The organism is Staphylococcus sp. LKG4-2, from assembly GCF_050955665.1.
In the GTDB taxonomy this organism is placed as follows: Bacteria; Bacillota; Bacilli; order Staphylococcales; family Staphylococcaceae; genus Staphylococcus; species Staphylococcus saprophyticus.
Genome location: NZ_CP194532.1, coordinates 2,397,456 through 2,414,255, shown reverse-complemented (window position 1 = coordinate 2,414,255; position 16,800 = coordinate 2,397,456). Strand labels below are relative to the sequence as shown.

Below are 16,800 nucleotides of genomic sequence, written 5' to 3'. Positions count from 1 at the left end.
TTTAATATATTGAATTTAACGTTGATCGACTTTACGATATGTTTCGATGACGTTGCGAATTTTGTCAATAACTGGGTTGAGTGTTTCAGGATCTTCGTGCAGATCATATTCATTAATATTGACTCGAACAACTGGACAAGCATTAAACTCGCTAATCCAATCTTCATAACGTTGATATAATTTTTGCCAGTATGCGGTATCCGTTTCAATTTCCATTTGACGGCCACGTTGTTTAATACGATTGATGACATCGTCATAATCGCACTCTAAATAAATTAATACATCTGGTTTAGGGAAGTAAGGTGTCATGACCATTGCGTTAAACAATTCAGAATAAGTTTCAAAGTCTTCAGGACTCATCGTACCTTGTTCTTGATGCATTTTCGCAAAAATATCGACATCTTCATAAATAGAACGGTCTTGAATAAAACCGCCACCATATTCAAACATTCGTTTTTGTTCTTTGAAACGTTCTGCTAAAAAATAAATTTGTAAATGAAAACTCCAACGCTCAAAATCATTATAAAACTTATCCAGATAAGGGTTGTGGTCTACGTTTTCAAATGAAGTTCTAAAATTAAAGCGCTCTGCTAAAGCTTTTGTTAATGTTGATTTACCAACGCCTACAGTTCCGGCGATAGTAATGACAGCATCTTGCGGGATACCGTAATTATTCATGCTCATGTCCTCCAATCAGTGGCTTCACTAATTCTAAAATATAATTATAATCGTTCTCATACTTCATAAAATCAAGGTGTGTCGTATCAATACGTATGACGCGTTCACCATCGTTCTTTAAAGATTCGTAATAGTCATTGTAATCACGTTTTAAATTTAATAAATAATCATCTGCAATTTGATGTTCAAAGCTCCGATTACGGTGCGCAATACGTGATTTTAGTGTAGCCAAATCAGCGTCTAAAAAGATAATCATATTAGGCATTTCTAAATCTTCGGTTAAAATATCATAGATTCTTGAAAATTTATTGTATTCCGTCGTAGTTAAGGTATTATTTGCAAAAATTTTATTTTTATAAATATGGTAATCACTGACAATACCGTTTTCAATTAATGCGAGATCTTGAAATTGTTTATATCGATTACATAAAAAGAACATTTCTGTTTGAAAGCTCCATTTGGAAATATCTTCATAAAAATCTGATAAAAATGGATTTTCTGTGATAATTTCTTTTTCTTCATAATATTTATAAGTTTGACTAAGTTTATGTGCTAAAGAAGATTTTCCGACACCAATCGGACCTTCCACAGCAATAAATTGTTTTTTCATATTTACCGCTCCAATGTTAAAATAGACAATAAATATTGTACCATATGTGAGGTGTGTGAGATACATGACAAATCATGAATTTTATATGGAAGTTGCGATTGAAGAAGCAAAAAAAGCTGGCAATATAGGTGAAGTACCTATCGGTGCAATTATTGTAAAAAATGATGAAATTATTGCTAGAGCGCATAATTTACGTGAATCTGAACAAAATCCAACTGCACATGCTGAACATATTGCGATTCAACGCGCTGCAGCTGCTTTAGGAAGTTGGAGACTAGAAGGCTGTACTCTTTATGTAACTTTAGAACCGTGCGTGATGTGTGCGGGGAGTATAGTGATGAGTCGTATTCCTTCTGTGATATATGGAGCTAAGGACCCCAAAGGTGGGTGTGCCGGCAGTCTAATGAATCTGTTGCAAGAACCAAGATTTAATCATCGGGCAACAGTAGAATTTGGCATTTTAGAAGAATCTTGTAGTCAGTTATTAACTGCGTTTTTTAAAAATATAAGAAAAAATAAAAAAATCATTCGAACAGCCGATAATACAAAAAAGTAAACATTTGATAGAATATGAATATGTTACAAAATTATGACAAATGAGAATCATATATAATTGATTTTGTGTTATCGATCTTAGAAGAGAAAGAGGTAAACAAATGATAAATTTAATTGCTACAGATATGGATGGGACGTTACTAAATGCTGCACATGAAATATCGGAAGAAAATATAAAAGCTATAAAGTATGCACAATCCCAAGGTATTACAGTTGTTATAGCAACAGGGCGTGCTTTTTATGAGGCGAATTCTCCGGTAAATCAAACAGATTTAAAACTACCTTATATTTGCTTGAATGGTGCCGAAGTTAGAGATGAATCATTTAATATTATGAGTACATCCAATTTAAATCGTGAATTGAATAATCGAATTACAAATGAGTTAAAGTCAGAAGATATATATTATCAAGTATATACAAATTTAGGTATTTATACTGAAAATCCTCAACGAGACTTAGAAATCTATATCGATATTGCAGAACGTGCAGGTCAAAAAGCGGATGTTGAAAAGATTAAAGCAGGTATTCAAAAGCGTATTGATAATGGCACATTAAAAGTTGTAGATAATTATGACAAAATTGAGGATACACCGGGTGAAATTGTGATGAAAATATTGGCATTTGATAGTGATTTAGCAAAGATTGATCGTGTGAGTGAAAAATTAGCACAATCAGAAAGTCTTGCCATCTCATCCTCATCTAGAGGTAATATTGAAATCACACATTCAGATGCTCAAAAGGGCATTGCATTGGAAACAATTGCTGAGCGATTAAATATTGATATGGAAAACGTAATGGCCATTGGAGATAACATGAATGATATTTCTATGTTAGAGCGAGTAGGTTATTCGGTATCTATGGCAAATGCAGCACCAGAAGTAAAAGCAGTCGCGACGTACACAACGGATTCAAATGAAGAAAGTGGTGTCGGTAAAGCGATTATGAAACTACTTCAAGAAAATAACAAAAAATAGTATGAGGTGAAGTAATAAATGAAAGGTTTAATTATAGTTGGTAGTGCTAAAGTGGGGTCACATACAACAGCACTATCTCAATATTTGAAAGGTCATTTTGAAGAACATGACTTTGATGTTGAAATTTTTGATTTGGCGGAGCAACCTATCCACCAACTTGATGTTTCTGGAGCATCTAATCCAAGTGAAAGTTATAAAAATAATTTACAAACATTGAAAACTAAAGCAAGAGAAGCTGATTTTTTCGTACTAGGTAGTCCCAATTACCACGGTTCTTACTCAGGTATTTTAAAAAATGCTTTAGACCATTTAACAATGGATGATTTTAAAATGAAACCAGTAGGGTTAATAGGTAATAGTGGTGGTATTGTCAGTTCTGAACCATTGTCACATTTACGTTTAATTGTACGTTCGCTATTAGGTATTGCAGTACCTACACAAATTGCTACACATGATACGGATTTTAAAAAATTAGACGATGGTACATATTATTTAGCTAATGAAGAATTTCAATTACGTGCGCGTTTATTTGTAGATCAAATTATTTCATTTGTAAAAAACAGTCCATATGAACATTTAAAATAAGTCAGTTCAATAAGCAACAAAGAAGCGCTTATAGGTTATCTATCAGATATAGGTAATCTATAGGCGCTTTTGATTAACTGTTTATTTTTAAGATATTAGAAACAATCGAATGATACTGTCGTATAATTTTAGTGATTTTGTCAAAATCAATACTATGTAAATAGATGCGTCGTTCATCATGTTCATCGCGTGATTTTGTAAATAAACCGAAGTTACTCAGGTTATTTATTTGAATCGAAATCGGTGTATTGTCAATGTTCAAATGTCTTTTAAGTTCGACCGCATCAATTTTTTCTTTGTTTAGGTATTTCAATTGTTCTAAAATAATAATTTCTAAAAATGTTAAACCTAAATCTTTCTTGATTGCCTTTTTTATGATGTTTCTGTTTTTTTCATATAAAATTGTATTCATATCTAACCTCTCATTTCTTTTTAAATCCGCTAATGAATGTATAGAGTCATAACGCATTTGCTTTCATAAGTAATTTTAGGAAAATGGATTAGTTTTCCTAGAAAAGGAGATGCCATGTTTGGTCATAATCCATTTTATTATTATCAACAATTTGTATGATTAAATTGAGATAGAAATACTGCCATAATAATTTTAATATGGAAATTGTCTATAGAACATCAGCGAAATTTAATTATTAATATCTATTGTTTTAATATTAATATATTATTGCAAAATTTAGGGTGTAAATTTTAACATAACATATTAAAATTTTACTTTGATAAAAATTGAGATGAATTTAGAATGAAAATAAATTAAATGAAAAATGACAAAAAAGCATATGCGCAACCGAATCAAGAGGGTTACACATATGCTAAGTCATAATGATTATTTTCTATATTTTAATTTTGCGAATGCATCGTGTTGATGAATAGATTCTTCATTACGGCATTCAATATCGAAGCCATCGAGCCAATCAAAATCGACTAAATCTGCTGCGATTAAGCGAATGAGGTCTTCAACAAATCTAGGATTTTCATATGCACGTTCCGTTACGCTCTTTTCATCCGGTCTTTTCAAGATAGGGTATAATATAGAGCTTGCATTGGCTTCCATGGCATCTAAAATCACATCTTTGTAATTATCAATCAGCTCAATGTCTTTATTAATGTATGCCTTCACAGTTACAATACCACGTTGATTGTGTGCAGAATATTCACTGATTTCCTTAGAGCAAGGACATAGTGTCGTTACCGCTGCTTCAATCGTAATTTCTTTACGTGTCACATTTTGTTTATCAATTGCTAAACCATAAGTGACGTCCGCATGTCCAACTGCTTTAATTTGTGTTATTGGGCTAAAACGGTCAAAAAACCATTTTGCTGATACGTCTAATCCTGCAGCATTTTGATTCATACGTTCTTGTAGGCTGCGTAATAATTGGTATAGTGCATCAAAATCTAATTCAATACCGTTATGGTAATGTTTTTCAACACTTTCTAAAATACGGCTCATGTTAATCCCTTTTTCGTCTAGGTTTAAACTAGTTGAAAAGCTAAAATTACCAGCAGTCTGGAAACGATCAACAAGTACTGGATAAACCAGATTCTTAATACCGACTTCTTCTATTTCAAATAAGAAGTTTTTATGGGTGCTTTGTAAATCTTTCATTTCTTCTTTTATTGTTGGTTTCGTACCTTCTATTGGGTCGACGGATCCAAAATGTTTCCAACGACCTTCACGTGTAGATAAGTCAAATTCTGTCATGCTATTGCCTCCACTTAAGATTCAAAGTTATAAGTCCAATAAGGTTCTACTTCTAAGAAACTTTGTGCTTCTCCAGATACTTCAGGTGTGGCTAATTGTTTTAAAAAAGGACCTGTCTGAGATGAATGGGCTTCAAATGCGCGAAGTTTTACCTCTTTATAATCACTGATCTCATTTAGTATATCAGGGGCACCTAGTTTTTCTGGTGCATCATTACTAAATGCTACGAGTTGTAAACGTGGTCTTTCAGATGCTGGCATGCGACCAACTGTTCTAACGACAGCCTCTGCAGTCGCTTCATGGTCTGGGTGCACAGCAAATTGCGGGTAGAATGAGATGATAACAGATGGGTGTAATTCATCGATTAGCGATTGAACCATTGCGTCCATCTCATCATGGGGTTCGAATTCCACCGTTTTATCTCTTAATCCCATTTTACGCAAGTCAGTTATGCCTATGGCTTCCATTGCGTTTTCTAATTCTTTTTCACGAATATCCGGAAGTGTTTCGCGTGTTGCAAAAGGCGGATTACCTAAATTACGGCCCATTTGACCTAATGTTAAACATGCATACGTAACCGGTACGCCATGATCAATATATCGTGCTAATGTGCCTGCAGATGAGAATGACTCATCATCTGGATGCGGAAAAATGACTAATACTTGGCTTTCCTCTGACATGATATGCCCTCCTTACGCTTTAAATGGTGTTGTACTGATTTCTAAGGCAGCGGCTAATTGTCCTTCATAATTAAATCCAGCTAATAGAAATTCATCATTTTCATTGACTTCGAAATGCGTTAATCCTTGTACATAAACCCAACCATTATCTTTTAGTTTGAGTCCAACACGATAAGGGTCTTTGTTACCACCTTTGAGTTGCGCATGTTCATAAGTAACTTGAATATTTCTTAAAAAAGTACCGGCATTAAATACGCGTTGGTCGAAGTGGGCAGCATATGCACCATTTGTCGTTTCAACGTGAAGGTATACAGGTTTATGCTCATATGATGAAAGTAAAGTTTGTACTTTGTCATAATCGATCTCTTCCAAATTCATTGCCTCCTTGCTTTCAGAACCTAATTTTACAAAATTCATTTATTGAAATCATTTTTCGGTATCGTATTCATTAATAAATCAGTCCATATCTTAGTGTAAACCGACTTTTATACATTTTCTACCTGAAAAGTAAATTTTATAGATAAGATTGTATTTTTGATTATCTTTCCATTCTACTAAAAAGTACATCATAAATGTATCTCTATGCTCAATAAATCGTAAGTATTTTATAATTTTTTGTTAAGTATGATGTAGGAATTCGATTTCTGTCAAAAATAAGATAATCACGTATAATAAGTAAGTGTAAGTATATGTAAGTATATGTAAGTATATGGATAGATTAGAGTCGTTTTGTATTTATTTACGGGGAGGGCACGTATATGAAAATAACAAATCTTGGTACAAGCGGATATGCTTCATTTTATGTGGCGTGTGAATTATATAAACAAATGAGCCAACAAAATCATAGTAAATTAGGACTAGCTACAGGTGGCACGATGGTAGACGTATATCGCTTTTTGGTGCAATTATTAAGAAAAAACAAATTAGATGTTAGTGAAATTGAAACGTTTAATTTGGATGAATACGTCGGACTCGATGCACAGCATGAGCAAAGTTACCATAGTTATATGAATGAGATGCTATTTAAACAATATCCTTATTTTAATCCATCATTACTTCATATACCAAACGGGAATGCCGACAATTTAAACGATGAAACGAAACGCTATGAACAATTGATTAATCAAAAAGGTCCAGTAGATATTCAAATTCTAGGTATTGGTGAAAATGGTCATATTGGTTTTAATGAACCAGGCACAGATATTAATAGCGCAACGCATATCGTTGATTTAACAGAAAGTACAATTAGTGCAAATAGTCGTTATTTCGATAACGAAGTAGATGTGCCCAAACAAGCAGTTTCTATGGGCTTATCTACCATATTAAAAGCGCATAGAATTATTTTATTAGCTTTTGGTGAGAAAAAAAGAGCTGCTATTGAAAAATTAGCAGAAAATGAAGTGAACAGCGATGTGCCTGCTACGATATTACATGCACATCCAAATGTAGAAATATATGTTGATGACGAAGCGGCACCTCGATTATAGAAATTCGTTTTAAATTTTATGAAACGGGTAGACATTTTAGGTAAATGATTTTAATGAGTAATCAGTAAGTTTAGCCATGTTATGGCTTTGATAATTTAATTCAAGAAGGGATGATCATTTTGGAATTACAACTAGCAATTGATTTATTAAATAAAGAAGAAGCGGCAGAGCTTGCAAATAAAGTAAAAGATTATGTAGATATCGTAGAAATTGGTACACCTATTGTGATTAACGAAGGTTTACCAGCAGTACAATATCTAAACGATAATATTGATGGCGTAAAAGTCTTAGCAGATTTAAAAATTATGGATGCAGCAGATTATGAAGTAAGCCAAGCAGTTAAATTTGGTGCTGATGTAGTAACAATCTTAGGTGTTGCTGAAGATGCATCTATCAAAGGTGCAGTTGAAGAGGCGCATAAAAATGGCAAAGAGCTATTAGTGGATATGATTGCAGTACAAGATTTACAAAAACGTGCTAAAGAATTAGATGAATTAGGTGCAGATTATATTGCTGTACACACTGGCTATGATTTACAAGCTGAAGGTGAATCACCATTAGAAAGCTTACGCCAAGTTAAATCAGTTATTAATAATTCTAAGGTAGCTGTTATCGGTGGTATCAAACCAGATACAATTAAAGAGGTTGTAGCAGAAGAACCAGATTTAGTTGTCGTAGGTGGCGGTATTGCTAATGCAGATGATCCAGTAGCAGCTGCAAAAGCATGTAAAGATGCGATTGAAGGCAGATAATATGACTGAAATTACAAATTATCGCTTAATTTTAGATGAATTAGACCATACACTATCACATGTGAGAGATAATGAGGCGGAAGCTTTTTTAGCACAAGTAGTCAAAGCGAACCAAGTCTTTGTAGCTGGTAAAGGTCGCTCTGGATTTGTAGCGAATAGTTTTGCTATGCGTTTAAATCAATTAGGCAAATATGCGCATGTGGTCGGAGAGTCAACAACACCATCGATTACGAAAGATGATTTATTTGTTGTTATTTCTGGCTCTGGTTCTACAGAGCACTTGCGTATCTTAACTGAAAAGGCTAAAAGTGTTGGAGCTGAAGTTGTATTACTAACGACAAGTCCTAATTCAGCGATTGGTAAACTTGCAAATGCAGTGATTGAGTTACCAGCTGGCACGAAATATGATGCTGAGGGATCAACGCAACCTTTAGGTAGTCTTTTTGAACAGGCATCACAGATATTATTAGATAGTATTGTTTTAGATTTAATGTCTGAACTGAACGTGGATGAAGAAACAATGCAACAAAATCACGCTAATTTAGAATAATTGAGTAGCGATTAAAAATTTAAGCAGTGTTGCTTAGATTTTCGAGAGTCGACAAAGTTATAAATGCTTTGTCGACTTTTTTTATGCTCAGGTTTAAACAATTTTTAATTACTATTTTGTATTTAATCGTTTTGCAAGTTAGTGACACAAATGCAACGGTTTAGAGTGGTTATTTTAGGTTGATTACCAAAATGGGATGACTCCCCATAATTAATGAAATGTAATTCGAATATTGACTTATCATTACCCAAATGAACGCTTAATTGAGGTGAAAATGGAAAATATAAGTTCATATTTACCACAAGGAAAGATTCATGCTATTTAGCAGTTTTAATGTTAACATATTTGTTATGAAGGTTAACAAACAGTGGGGGAATCATAGTGGAATTATTAAAGAAAATGGATGATTATGCGAAAAAACAACCCAATCAATATGCTTTAGACTTTGGACGAGATAAACAAACGTATGCAGGGTTAGTACAAAATATGAAATGGTATAAACAACAGTTTCAGCATATACCACAATATAGTTATGTGGGGTTACTAATTGAAGATCCTTTAACCACCATAGAATTATATTTAACCATGCTTCATCATCAATGTATTCCTTGTATATTGGACTATCGTTGGTCAGAAGAACAGATTAAAACACTGATAGATCATTATGGCATCCCATTTTTAATAAATAGTGAATTAGAAGTGATAAAAATGCAAAATGAACAGGGACAACTCAAGTGGCACGAAGATGTATTACATATTGGCTTTACTTCTGGAACGACAGGTTTGCCTAAAGCTTATTATAGAAATGAATTATCTTGGATATATTCTTATGAAGAAACAGAAAAATTAATGAAAACTGAAATAGATACTATGATTGCACCTGGCCCCTTGTCACATTCATTATCTTTATTTGTGTGTGTCTTTGCGCTATACACAGGACGAACGTTTATTGGACAACAGCAATTTGATGCTCAGACATTAGCGGACATGATGCAAAATAATCATACAATCCATCATTGTGCTTTGTTTGTAGTTCCAACAATGTTAGATGCCTATGTATCTGGACAATTGGAAATACAACAAATTAAATATATTTTTTCTACTGGTGATAAATTACCTTATAGTTTGAGAAATCGTGTTGCTACGCATTTTCCTAATGCAACGTTAATAGAATTCTTTGGAACATCGGAAGCAAGTTTTATAAGTTATAACTATGATAATGAAGCCCCTAGCCATTCGGCGGGTAAGCTATTTCCAAATGTGAAAATTGATCTTGAGCAGCCTGACGACAAAGGTATTGGTAAATTAAAAGTTAAGAGTAACATGGTCTTTAGTGGATATGTTGATGATGCACATCAAAGTGATTGTTGGATAGGCATAGGTGATTTTGCATCTATGGATGCCCATAACTATCTATATTTACACGGTCGTGAGCATGACCGCATGATTATTGGTGGGAGAAATGTTTATCCAATAGAGGTTGAACGTGCTGTACAAGATTTCGAAAGTTTTCATGAGGTTTTAGTGATTAGTGCACCGCATACAAAATTTGGAGAAATTGCTGTTTTATTATATACAGGCACAGAACACGTGACTTACAGCGGACTAAGAGCATTTTTATCGAAGCGATTAGCGAGATATCAAATACCTTCCAAACTGTTAAAAATAGAAAAAATGGAACATACCCAAAGTGGGAAAATTGCACGTGAAACTATGAAACAGCGTTATATGAAAGGAGCACTTTAAACTATGACAGAAGTTGTTATTGTGGCTGCGAAACGTACGGCATTTGGTAAATATGGCGGTTCATTAAAACATTTGGAACCTGAAGCATTATTAAAACCATTATTTCGTCATTTAACTGAAACCTATTCAGAAGCGATGGCTCATATTGATGATGTAATCCTTGGAAATGTAGTAGGTAATGGTGGAAATATTGCTAGAAAAGCTTTGCTTGAAGCAGGGTTAAGTGAACATATACCAGGTTTAACGATAGATAGACAGTGTGGTTCAGGATTAGAAGCGGTCATTCATGCATGTAGAATGATACAAGCGGGTGCAGGTCATATTTATATTGCAGGTGGTGTAGAAAGTACGAGTAGAGCACCATGGAAAATTAAAAGGCCACAATCGGTTTATGATACACATTTACCGGAATTCTTTGAACGTGCTTCGTTTGCACCAGATGGACAAGACCCATCAATGATTGAAGCAGCAGAAAATGTTGCTAAAACCTATGGAATTACAAGAGAAGAACAAGATCAATACGCTTTAAATAGTCATAAAAAAACAATAGAAGCCTATGAAAACAATATCGTTCAACAAGAAATTATAAATTTAAGTGCTAAAGGTGAAATATTTAATAGAGATGATAGCATCAAAGAAAGATTAAACGTACGCACATTAAGTCGCTTAAACCCTTTATTGTCAGAGGGGACAGTTACTGCTGGAAATTGTTGTATGAAAAATGATGGGGCAGTATTACTTATGATTATGGATAAAAAAACTGCTTTAGCACATAAATTTAAGGAAGGCTTAATATTTAAAGATAGCATTACAATAGGTGTAGAACCGACATTGCTGGGTATGGGTCCAGTACCTGCAGTTTCTAAGTTACTTCGCAAAAACAAGATGACGATAGAAGACATCAACGCAATAGAATTAAATGAAGCATTCGCGTCTCAAGTAGTAGCCAGTCAAAGATGTTTGGATATTCCAGCACATAAGTTGAACAAATATGGTGGTGCTATTGCTACTGGTCATCCGTATGGTGCAAGTGGGGCTGCACTTGTAACTCGCTTATTTCACATGAAAAATGATAAACGTACTATTGCAACAATGGGTATTGGAGGAGGAATGGGCAATGCAGCCTTATTTGAAAGATGGTTATGAGACAAAAGTAATCATATTTAATGCTGAAGCAGTACGGCAATATAATGCGTTTTTTAATATTTCGGAAGAAGATGTCGTTCAACCACTTTATTGCGCCAAGTTATGGCCCGAATTTACGTTATTTCAACCGTTTCAAAAAAAGGAAATCAAACTTAGAGAAACCCAAGTTACTCAAATACACGATATAAAGGTGAATATACACTATTTAGCACAAATGTGCGTGATAGAGCAGAAAAAGGTACGCCAATTTATGAAATATGTCTTGGAATTGCAAATTTATAAAAATAAGTCTAAATGTATAACTATCAGACAAACGTTTATGGAGAAATTTTAAAATGTTAAGTATAAACGCTAAAGAAATAAACACCTATTTAAAATTAATCAATGACCAAAATCCGATTCATGCACATATTGTACCTGGACAAATGATTGTGCAAATGGCACTTCAAAGTCAACGATTACAGTGGACATCATATCGCGTTAAATACATCGAAACTGTTGGTATAAATGAGTTGATACAATTCCAAATGGTTTCCGAAAGTATCGTAGTTATTTTAAATCAACATGATGAAACCCTAATTAAAATAATTAAAGTTTAAAAAAATAATCCATTAATTTTACTTTTATTTATTTGTAAAAATCAAATGCATATGATGAATTTTTGCAATCATCAATATACATTTTTTGTATAAAAATGATTTAGAAATCCTTTGTAAAACTTAATTCAATTTGACAATATTAATTAACTACGTATAATTATATCACATGTTAAGGGAGTGGACACATTCATGGATTATGAAAAGGATTTTGATAAAAGTAATATAAATAAGGTTGATCCTAAAGCAGCTAAAAAAACTGTGTTTGCCACAGGTATCGGAAACGCGATGGAATGGTTTGACTTTGGTTTGTATTCTTATTTAGCGGTCATACTAGGGCAAAATTTTTTCAGTTCGGTTGAAAATGATCAACTCAAGACTATTTTTACATTTGCGACATTTGCGATTGCATTTTTACTTAGACCCGTTGGTGGTATTATCTTCGGTATTATTGGAGATAAATATGGTCGGAAAGTCGTATTAACGACAACTATTATTATGATGGCGTTCTCAACGTTAATCATTGGATTATTACCTACATACGATCAAATTGGCGTTTGGGCACCGATATTACTCTTACTAGGTAGGGTATTACAAGGTTTCTCAACTGGTGGAGAGTACGCAGGTGCTATGGTTTATGTAGCAGAATCATCACCAGATAGAAAACGAAATACATTAGGTTGTGGCTTAGAAATCGGTACATTATCCGGTTATATTGCAGCGTCTGTTTTAAGTGGACTATTATTCTTCTTCTTAAGTGATGACCAAATGGCAACATGGGGTTGGAGAATTCCATTTATCTTAGGTTTATTCTTAGGTATATTTGGTTTTTATTTAAGAAGAAAATTAGAAGAGTCACCTGTTTATGAAAATGAACTTGCATCGAAACCGAAGAGAGATAATATTGGTTTCTTAACAATTGTCAGATACTACTATAAAGATATCATTGTTTGTTTTGTGGCAGTTGCGTTCTTTAACTGTACAAACTATATGTTAACTTCATATATGCCATCATATTTACAAGAAATTGTGAAATTAGATAGTACAACAGTATCCGTATTAATTACTGTAGTCATGGCAGTGATGATTCCATTAGCATTAATGTTTGGACGCGTTGCAGATAGAATCGGTGAGAAGAAAGTATTCTTAATTGGTCTTATCGGTACAGCTGTATTGAGTATTGGTGCCTTTGCATTAATTCAAACAACAACAATTATCTTTGTAATCGTTGGTATCTTCGTTTTAGGTTTCTTCTTATCAACTTACGAAGCAACGATGCCAGGTTCTTTACCTACAATGTTCTATACACATATAAGATATAGAACACTAGCAGTAACATTTAATGTATCTGTATCACTATTTGGTGGTACAACACCATTAATTGCATCATCACTTGTAGCGAAGACAGGAGATCCATTATCTCCAGCATATTATCTAACAGCAGTAAGTATTGTTGGTATTATCGTTATCTCATTATTACATGTAAGTACCTCTGGTAAATCACTTAAAGGTTCTTATCCTAATGTTGAAAGTGATGAAGAGTACGAGTATTATGCCAATAATCCTGATAAAGCAATGTGGTGGGCAAAAGACAAACGTGTTTAATTAAATAAATATTTTTAAATTAAAAAATTGAATTTTAAGCTGTCATCAAGTTTAGCGACTTTATGGCAGCTTTTTTGTATAAATGCCGCTTGAGTCAATATTTTTAAATCAAAGTGATGATAGTATTGTTCTTAAATTAAAAAAATATCAAAATAACAATTGACACTAGAAAAAAACAGTGTATTATTATCGTTAGATATCTAATTAAATGAGGTGCTTGTTTGGAACAGTCATATGGATATTTATTTAGAATGATAAGCCATGAGATGAAACACAAGGCAGATCAGCGTTTGAAAATGTATGATATTACAAACGAACAAGGTCACGCGCTAGGTTACTTGTATGCACACCAAGCGGATGGACTTACACAGAACGACATTGTGAATGCCTTACAACGTAAAGGTTCAACAGTAAGTAATTTACTTAAGAACTTAGAAAGTAAGAAGCTCATATACCGTTATGTAGACGCGGATGATACTAGGCGAAAAAATTTAGGTCTAACTGCATCAGGTAGGAAATTAGTTGAAGGGTTTACAGGTGTATTTGACGAGATTGAAGCACTCGTGTGTGCGCAGTTATCAGAAGCAGAGAATGAAACAATGAAACAAAATCTATCTAAAATGCTTAGCAGTTTAGAAGATTAGTTACTATAAGTGGCTGTTATAAATTGAAAAATTAACAGCCACCATATTTTTGAATATATAGTTAGATATCTAATTATTAGGTGTCTAAATAAAAAGAAGTAATATAGAAATGAAAGACGAACAGTTATATTATTTTGAAAAATCTTCAGTATTTAAAGCGATGATGCATTTTTCAGTTCCTATGATGATAGGAAGTTTATTAAGTGTAATTTATGGTATTTTAAACATTTATTTTATTGGATTTTTAGGTGATAGTCACATGATATCAGCCATTTCACTCACTTTACCTATATTTGCAGTGTTAATGTGTTTAGGTAATTTATTTGGTATCGGTGGAGGAACTTATATTTCCCGGTTATTAGGTGCGAAAGATTATGTGAAAACGAAATTTGTGAGTAGTTTTTCTATATATGACGGCCTTATATTAGGTGTTATTGTTATTTTAATGACTATTTTCGCTACTGAACAAATTGTTCATTTATTAGGTGCACGTGGTGAAACACTTGGTTTTACAAGTGCATATTTAAAAGTAATGTTCCTAAGCGCACCATTTGTCATATTGTTCTTTATCTTAGAACAATTCGCTCGATCCATTGGTGCACCAATTATCTCAATGATTGGTATGCTGGCTAGTGTGGTTTTGAATATCATTTTAGATCCTATTTTAATATTTGGTTTTGATTTAAATGTAGTAGGTGCTGCTTTAGGTACAGCTATTTCAAACGTTGTTGCGTCGCTATTTTTTATCATTTATTTTTTGAGAAAAAGCGACATAATTACAATGAGTTTGAACTATGTAAGACCGACGAAAGAAATATTAGTAGAAATTTTTAAAGTAGGCTTTCAAGCATTTCTAATGAGTATTTTAATGGGCGTTACAGGATTAGTTTTAAATTTATTTTTAGCTGGCTATGGTAACTTTGCCATTGCGAGTTATGGTATTTAATTTAGATTAGTACAGTTTCCTGAATTGATTATTATGGGGCTATGTGAAGGTGTAGTGCCATTAATTGCTTACAATTTTATGTCTGATAAAGCACGTATGAAAAATATTATTAAAGTCGTAATTATGACAATCGTTGTGATTTTTGCAGTGTGCATGGTCATTGTGTTTACTACAGGTCATCAATTGATAGGTATTTTCTCTAATGATGCAATGGCGACATTTATGTTGAAAGTAACAATGACCTCATTATTATTAAATGGCATTGGTTTCTTATTTACTGGTATGTTGCAAGCGACTGGTCAAGGACGTGGTGCAACGATTATGGCTATTTTACAAGGTGTAGTCATTATCCCAGTTCTATTTGTAATGAATGGATTATTCGGTTTAACTGGCATCGTATGGTCATTATTAATTGCAGAAACAATTTGTGCTTTGGCTGCGATGCTCATTGTTTACTTATTACGAGATAGATTGACAGTAGATAAAGCAGAATTATTAGAAGGTTAATCTTTCTAATTTAATATAATAATACAAAAATCTTTGTGCATTCAAAATGTCTGCGCGAAGATTTTTTCGTTTTGTGTTATTTTTAAATAGTAACGAACTATTTATAAATATGGGGGATTTTATATGGCTTTGACAGTAGAGCAGTATTGGCGCAAATTTATTGAAGCATTTCCAAAATACAAAGGTGTACAATTTGAAGCATGGTCTTTTGGTGTTGATGAAGATGAATTAGCTAATTTAGTAAAACAAGGTGAAAAAACAGCAACAACTAGTGGTTATGAGACCTACAAAGTAGAAGGTGAACCGCTACCGGAAGCAGGAGATGTCAGTGTTGTATTAAATGAGAAAGGTCATCCACAATGTGTGATTGAGACGACACGTGTATACCAAACGCCGTTCAATAAGGTGACGGAACATCATGCTTTCTTGGAAGGTGAAGGAGATAAATCGTTAACATATTGGCGTGAAGCGCACATAGCATTCTTTAAACCGTATTATGAATCATTAGAAATCGATTTTAATGAAACTTCAATGATGGTTTGTGAAGAGTTCAAGGTACTGTATGTATAAAAAGAGTGGTACATCAGTTAGAACTGCTTCGAGGTAGCTCTCCAAGCAAACAAAGGGGACAATCTTTGTCTAACTGTGTACCACTTAGGGTGTGTGTTTATAGGGATGTGTTATTCAAAGTATGTTTAAGGGGACAACTTAGACATACTTTTTTTAATTTCATATTTCTTAATAAGGGGAGTTAATTGTATATCGTTTCTTCTAATTTCAATTTATTGCATCTTCTGTGTTGTCTTCGATGAGTCGAAAATAACTTAATAACTTAATTTCATGTTATCAACATCATTTTCTAGTAGAGAGAGTAACTTATATAATTCATTCGTGTTGAAGCTTTCATCGAACTTAACAGAAATCGTTTTGAAAGTCTTGGTGATAATTTCATATATTGGGTTACCATTTTCAAAAGCCTGTTTGTAGATAATCATGTTGAGTTTCCCTCCTTCATCTCTCTA

General features: G+C 33.4%; 20 protein-coding genes and 1 pseudogene. 14 read left to right on the top strand and 7 right to left on the bottom strand.

Features of this window, described 5'->3' with window-relative positions:
- Positions 1-15: 15 nt before the first annotated feature.
- Positions 16-678, bottom strand: a complete 663-nt coding sequence (locus tag ACM6UH_RS11905; RefSeq protein ID WP_002484099.1) for a deoxynucleoside kinase — start codon at positions 676-678, stop codon at positions 16-18.
- Positions 671-1,288, bottom strand: coding sequence for a deoxynucleoside kinase (locus tag ACM6UH_RS11900; RefSeq protein ID WP_002484098.1), 618 nt, complete (start codon positions 1,286-1,288; stop codon positions 671-673). The genes ACM6UH_RS11905 and ACM6UH_RS11900 overlap by 8 nt, the downstream gene beginning before the upstream one ends.
- A gap of 64 nt (positions 1,289-1,352) precedes the next feature.
- Here ACM6UH_RS11900 and tadA point away from each other — a divergent pair, with 64 nt between their 5' ends.
- The 3 genes from tadA (at position 1,353) to ACM6UH_RS11885 (ending at position 3,402) form a co-directional block, all read left to right on the top strand.
- The gene (gene tadA, locus ACM6UH_RS11895; RefSeq protein WP_047502853.1) at positions 1,353-1,844 is read left to right on the top strand and encodes a tRNA adenosine(34) deaminase TadA; all 492 of its coding nucleotides are present in this window, start codon (positions 1,353-1,355) and stop codon (positions 1,842-1,844) included.
- 100 nt (positions 1,845-1,944) lie between these two features.
- Positions 1,945-2,817 (top strand): HAD family hydrolase, encoded by an 873-nt coding sequence (locus ACM6UH_RS11890; protein WP_011303788.1) that lies wholly within the window; start codon positions 1,945-1,947, stop codon positions 2,815-2,817.
- Between the two features lie 18 nt (positions 2,818-2,835).
- Positions 2,836-3,402 carry an NADPH-dependent FMN reductase gene (locus ACM6UH_RS11885; protein WP_041079781.1) on the top strand — a complete coding sequence of 189 codons (567 nt, stop codon included), beginning with the start codon at positions 2,836-2,838 and terminating at the stop codon, positions 3,400-3,402.
- Between the two features lie 73 nt (positions 3,403-3,475).
- On the opposite strand, the gene ACM6UH_RS11880 is transcribed toward ACM6UH_RS11885, so the two are convergent.
- The 4 genes from ACM6UH_RS11880 to ACM6UH_RS11865 all read right to left on the bottom strand — a co-directional run bounded on the left by ACM6UH_RS11880 (position 3,476) and on the right by ACM6UH_RS11865 (position 6,177).
- The gene (locus ACM6UH_RS11880) at positions 3,476-3,814 is read right to left on the bottom strand and encodes a transcriptional regulator, SarA/Rot family (RefSeq protein ID WP_011303786.1); all 339 of its coding nucleotides are present in this window, start codon (positions 3,812-3,814) and stop codon (positions 3,476-3,478) included.
- A 426-nt stretch (positions 3,815-4,240) separates the two neighbouring features.
- Positions 4,241-5,119 (bottom strand): GTP cyclohydrolase FolE2, encoded by an 879-nt coding sequence (gene folE2, locus ACM6UH_RS11875; protein WP_002484093.1) that lies wholly within the window; start codon positions 5,117-5,119, stop codon positions 4,241-4,243.
- A gap of 14 nt (positions 5,120-5,133) precedes the next feature.
- A complete protein-coding gene (bshB2, locus tag ACM6UH_RS11870; protein ID WP_002484092.1) occupies positions 5,134-5,799 on the bottom strand; it encodes a bacillithiol biosynthesis deacetylase BshB2 in 666 nt (221 codons plus the stop codon).
- Positions 5,800-5,811: 12 nt separating this feature from the next.
- The gene (locus tag ACM6UH_RS11865) at positions 5,812-6,177 is read right to left on the bottom strand and encodes a YojF family protein (protein WP_002484091.1); all 366 of its coding nucleotides are present in this window, start codon (positions 6,175-6,177) and stop codon (positions 5,812-5,814) included.
- A 380-nt stretch (positions 6,178-6,557) separates the two neighbouring features.
- Here ACM6UH_RS11865 and nagB point away from each other — a divergent pair, with 380 nt between their 5' ends.
- The 11 genes and pseudogenes from nagB to ACM6UH_RS11810 all read left to right on the top strand — a co-directional run bounded on the left by nagB (position 6,558) and on the right by ACM6UH_RS11810 (position 16,348).
- Positions 6,558-7,286 (top strand): glucosamine-6-phosphate deaminase, encoded by a 729-nt coding sequence (nagB, locus tag ACM6UH_RS11860; RefSeq protein WP_047502850.1) that lies wholly within the window; start codon positions 6,558-6,560, stop codon positions 7,284-7,286.
- Between the two features lie 119 nt (positions 7,287-7,405).
- Entirely contained in the window at positions 7,406-8,038 is a 633-nt protein-coding gene (gene hxlA / locus ACM6UH_RS11855; protein WP_011303783.1) for a 3-hexulose-6-phosphate synthase, read from the top strand.
- Position 8,039: 1 nt separating this feature from the next.
- Positions 8,040-8,588, top strand: coding sequence for a 6-phospho-3-hexuloisomerase (hxlB, locus tag ACM6UH_RS11850; protein WP_002484088.1), 549 nt, complete (start codon positions 8,040-8,042; stop codon positions 8,586-8,588).
- Between the two features lie 381 nt (positions 8,589-8,969).
- The gene (locus tag ACM6UH_RS11845) at positions 8,970-10,334 is read left to right on the top strand and encodes an AMP-binding protein (RefSeq protein WP_048787552.1); all 1,365 of its coding nucleotides are present in this window, start codon (positions 8,970-8,972) and stop codon (positions 10,332-10,334) included.
- 3 nt (positions 10,335-10,337) lie between these two features.
- Positions 10,338-11,480: a thiolase family protein gene (locus ACM6UH_RS11840; protein ID WP_011303781.1), complete on the top strand. Its 1,143-nt coding sequence runs from the start codon at positions 10,338-10,340 to the stop codon at positions 11,478-11,480.
- Positions 11,452-11,814, top strand: a complete 363-nt coding sequence (locus ACM6UH_RS11835) for a hypothetical protein (RefSeq protein WP_011303780.1) — start codon at positions 11,452-11,454, stop codon at positions 11,812-11,814. Before ACM6UH_RS11840 ends, ACM6UH_RS11835 begins: the two co-directional genes overlap by 29 nt.
- 1 nt (position 11,815) lies before the next feature.
- A complete protein-coding gene (locus tag ACM6UH_RS11830) occupies positions 11,816-12,079 on the top strand; it encodes a hypothetical protein (RefSeq protein WP_011303779.1) in 264 nt (87 codons plus the stop codon).
- Positions 12,080-12,268: 189 nt separating this feature from the next.
- Positions 12,269-13,681, top strand: coding sequence for an MFS transporter (locus ACM6UH_RS11825; protein ID WP_047502844.1), 1,413 nt, complete (start codon positions 12,269-12,271; stop codon positions 13,679-13,681).
- A gap of 221 nt (positions 13,682-13,902) precedes the next feature.
- The gene (locus ACM6UH_RS11820) at positions 13,903-14,325 is read left to right on the top strand and encodes a MarR family winged helix-turn-helix transcriptional regulator (protein WP_047502842.1); all 423 of its coding nucleotides are present in this window, start codon (positions 13,903-13,905) and stop codon (positions 14,323-14,325) included.
- Between the two features lie 109 nt (positions 14,326-14,434).
- Positions 14,435-15,778, top strand: a pseudogene (locus ACM6UH_RS11815) (MATE family efflux transporter).
- Positions 15,779-15,901: 123 nt separating this feature from the next.
- Positions 15,902-16,348, top strand: a complete 447-nt coding sequence (locus tag ACM6UH_RS11810) for an ASCH domain-containing protein (protein ID WP_011303775.1) — start codon at positions 15,902-15,904, stop codon at positions 16,346-16,348.
- A 254-nt stretch (positions 16,349-16,602) separates the two neighbouring features.
- Here ACM6UH_RS11810 and vraX read toward each other — a convergent pair whose 3' ends face one another.
- Positions 16,603-16,773, bottom strand: a complete 171-nt coding sequence (gene vraX, locus ACM6UH_RS11805; RefSeq protein ID WP_002484080.1) for a C1q-binding complement inhibitor VraX — start codon at positions 16,771-16,773, stop codon at positions 16,603-16,605.
- Positions 16,774-16,800: the final 27 nt, after the last annotated feature.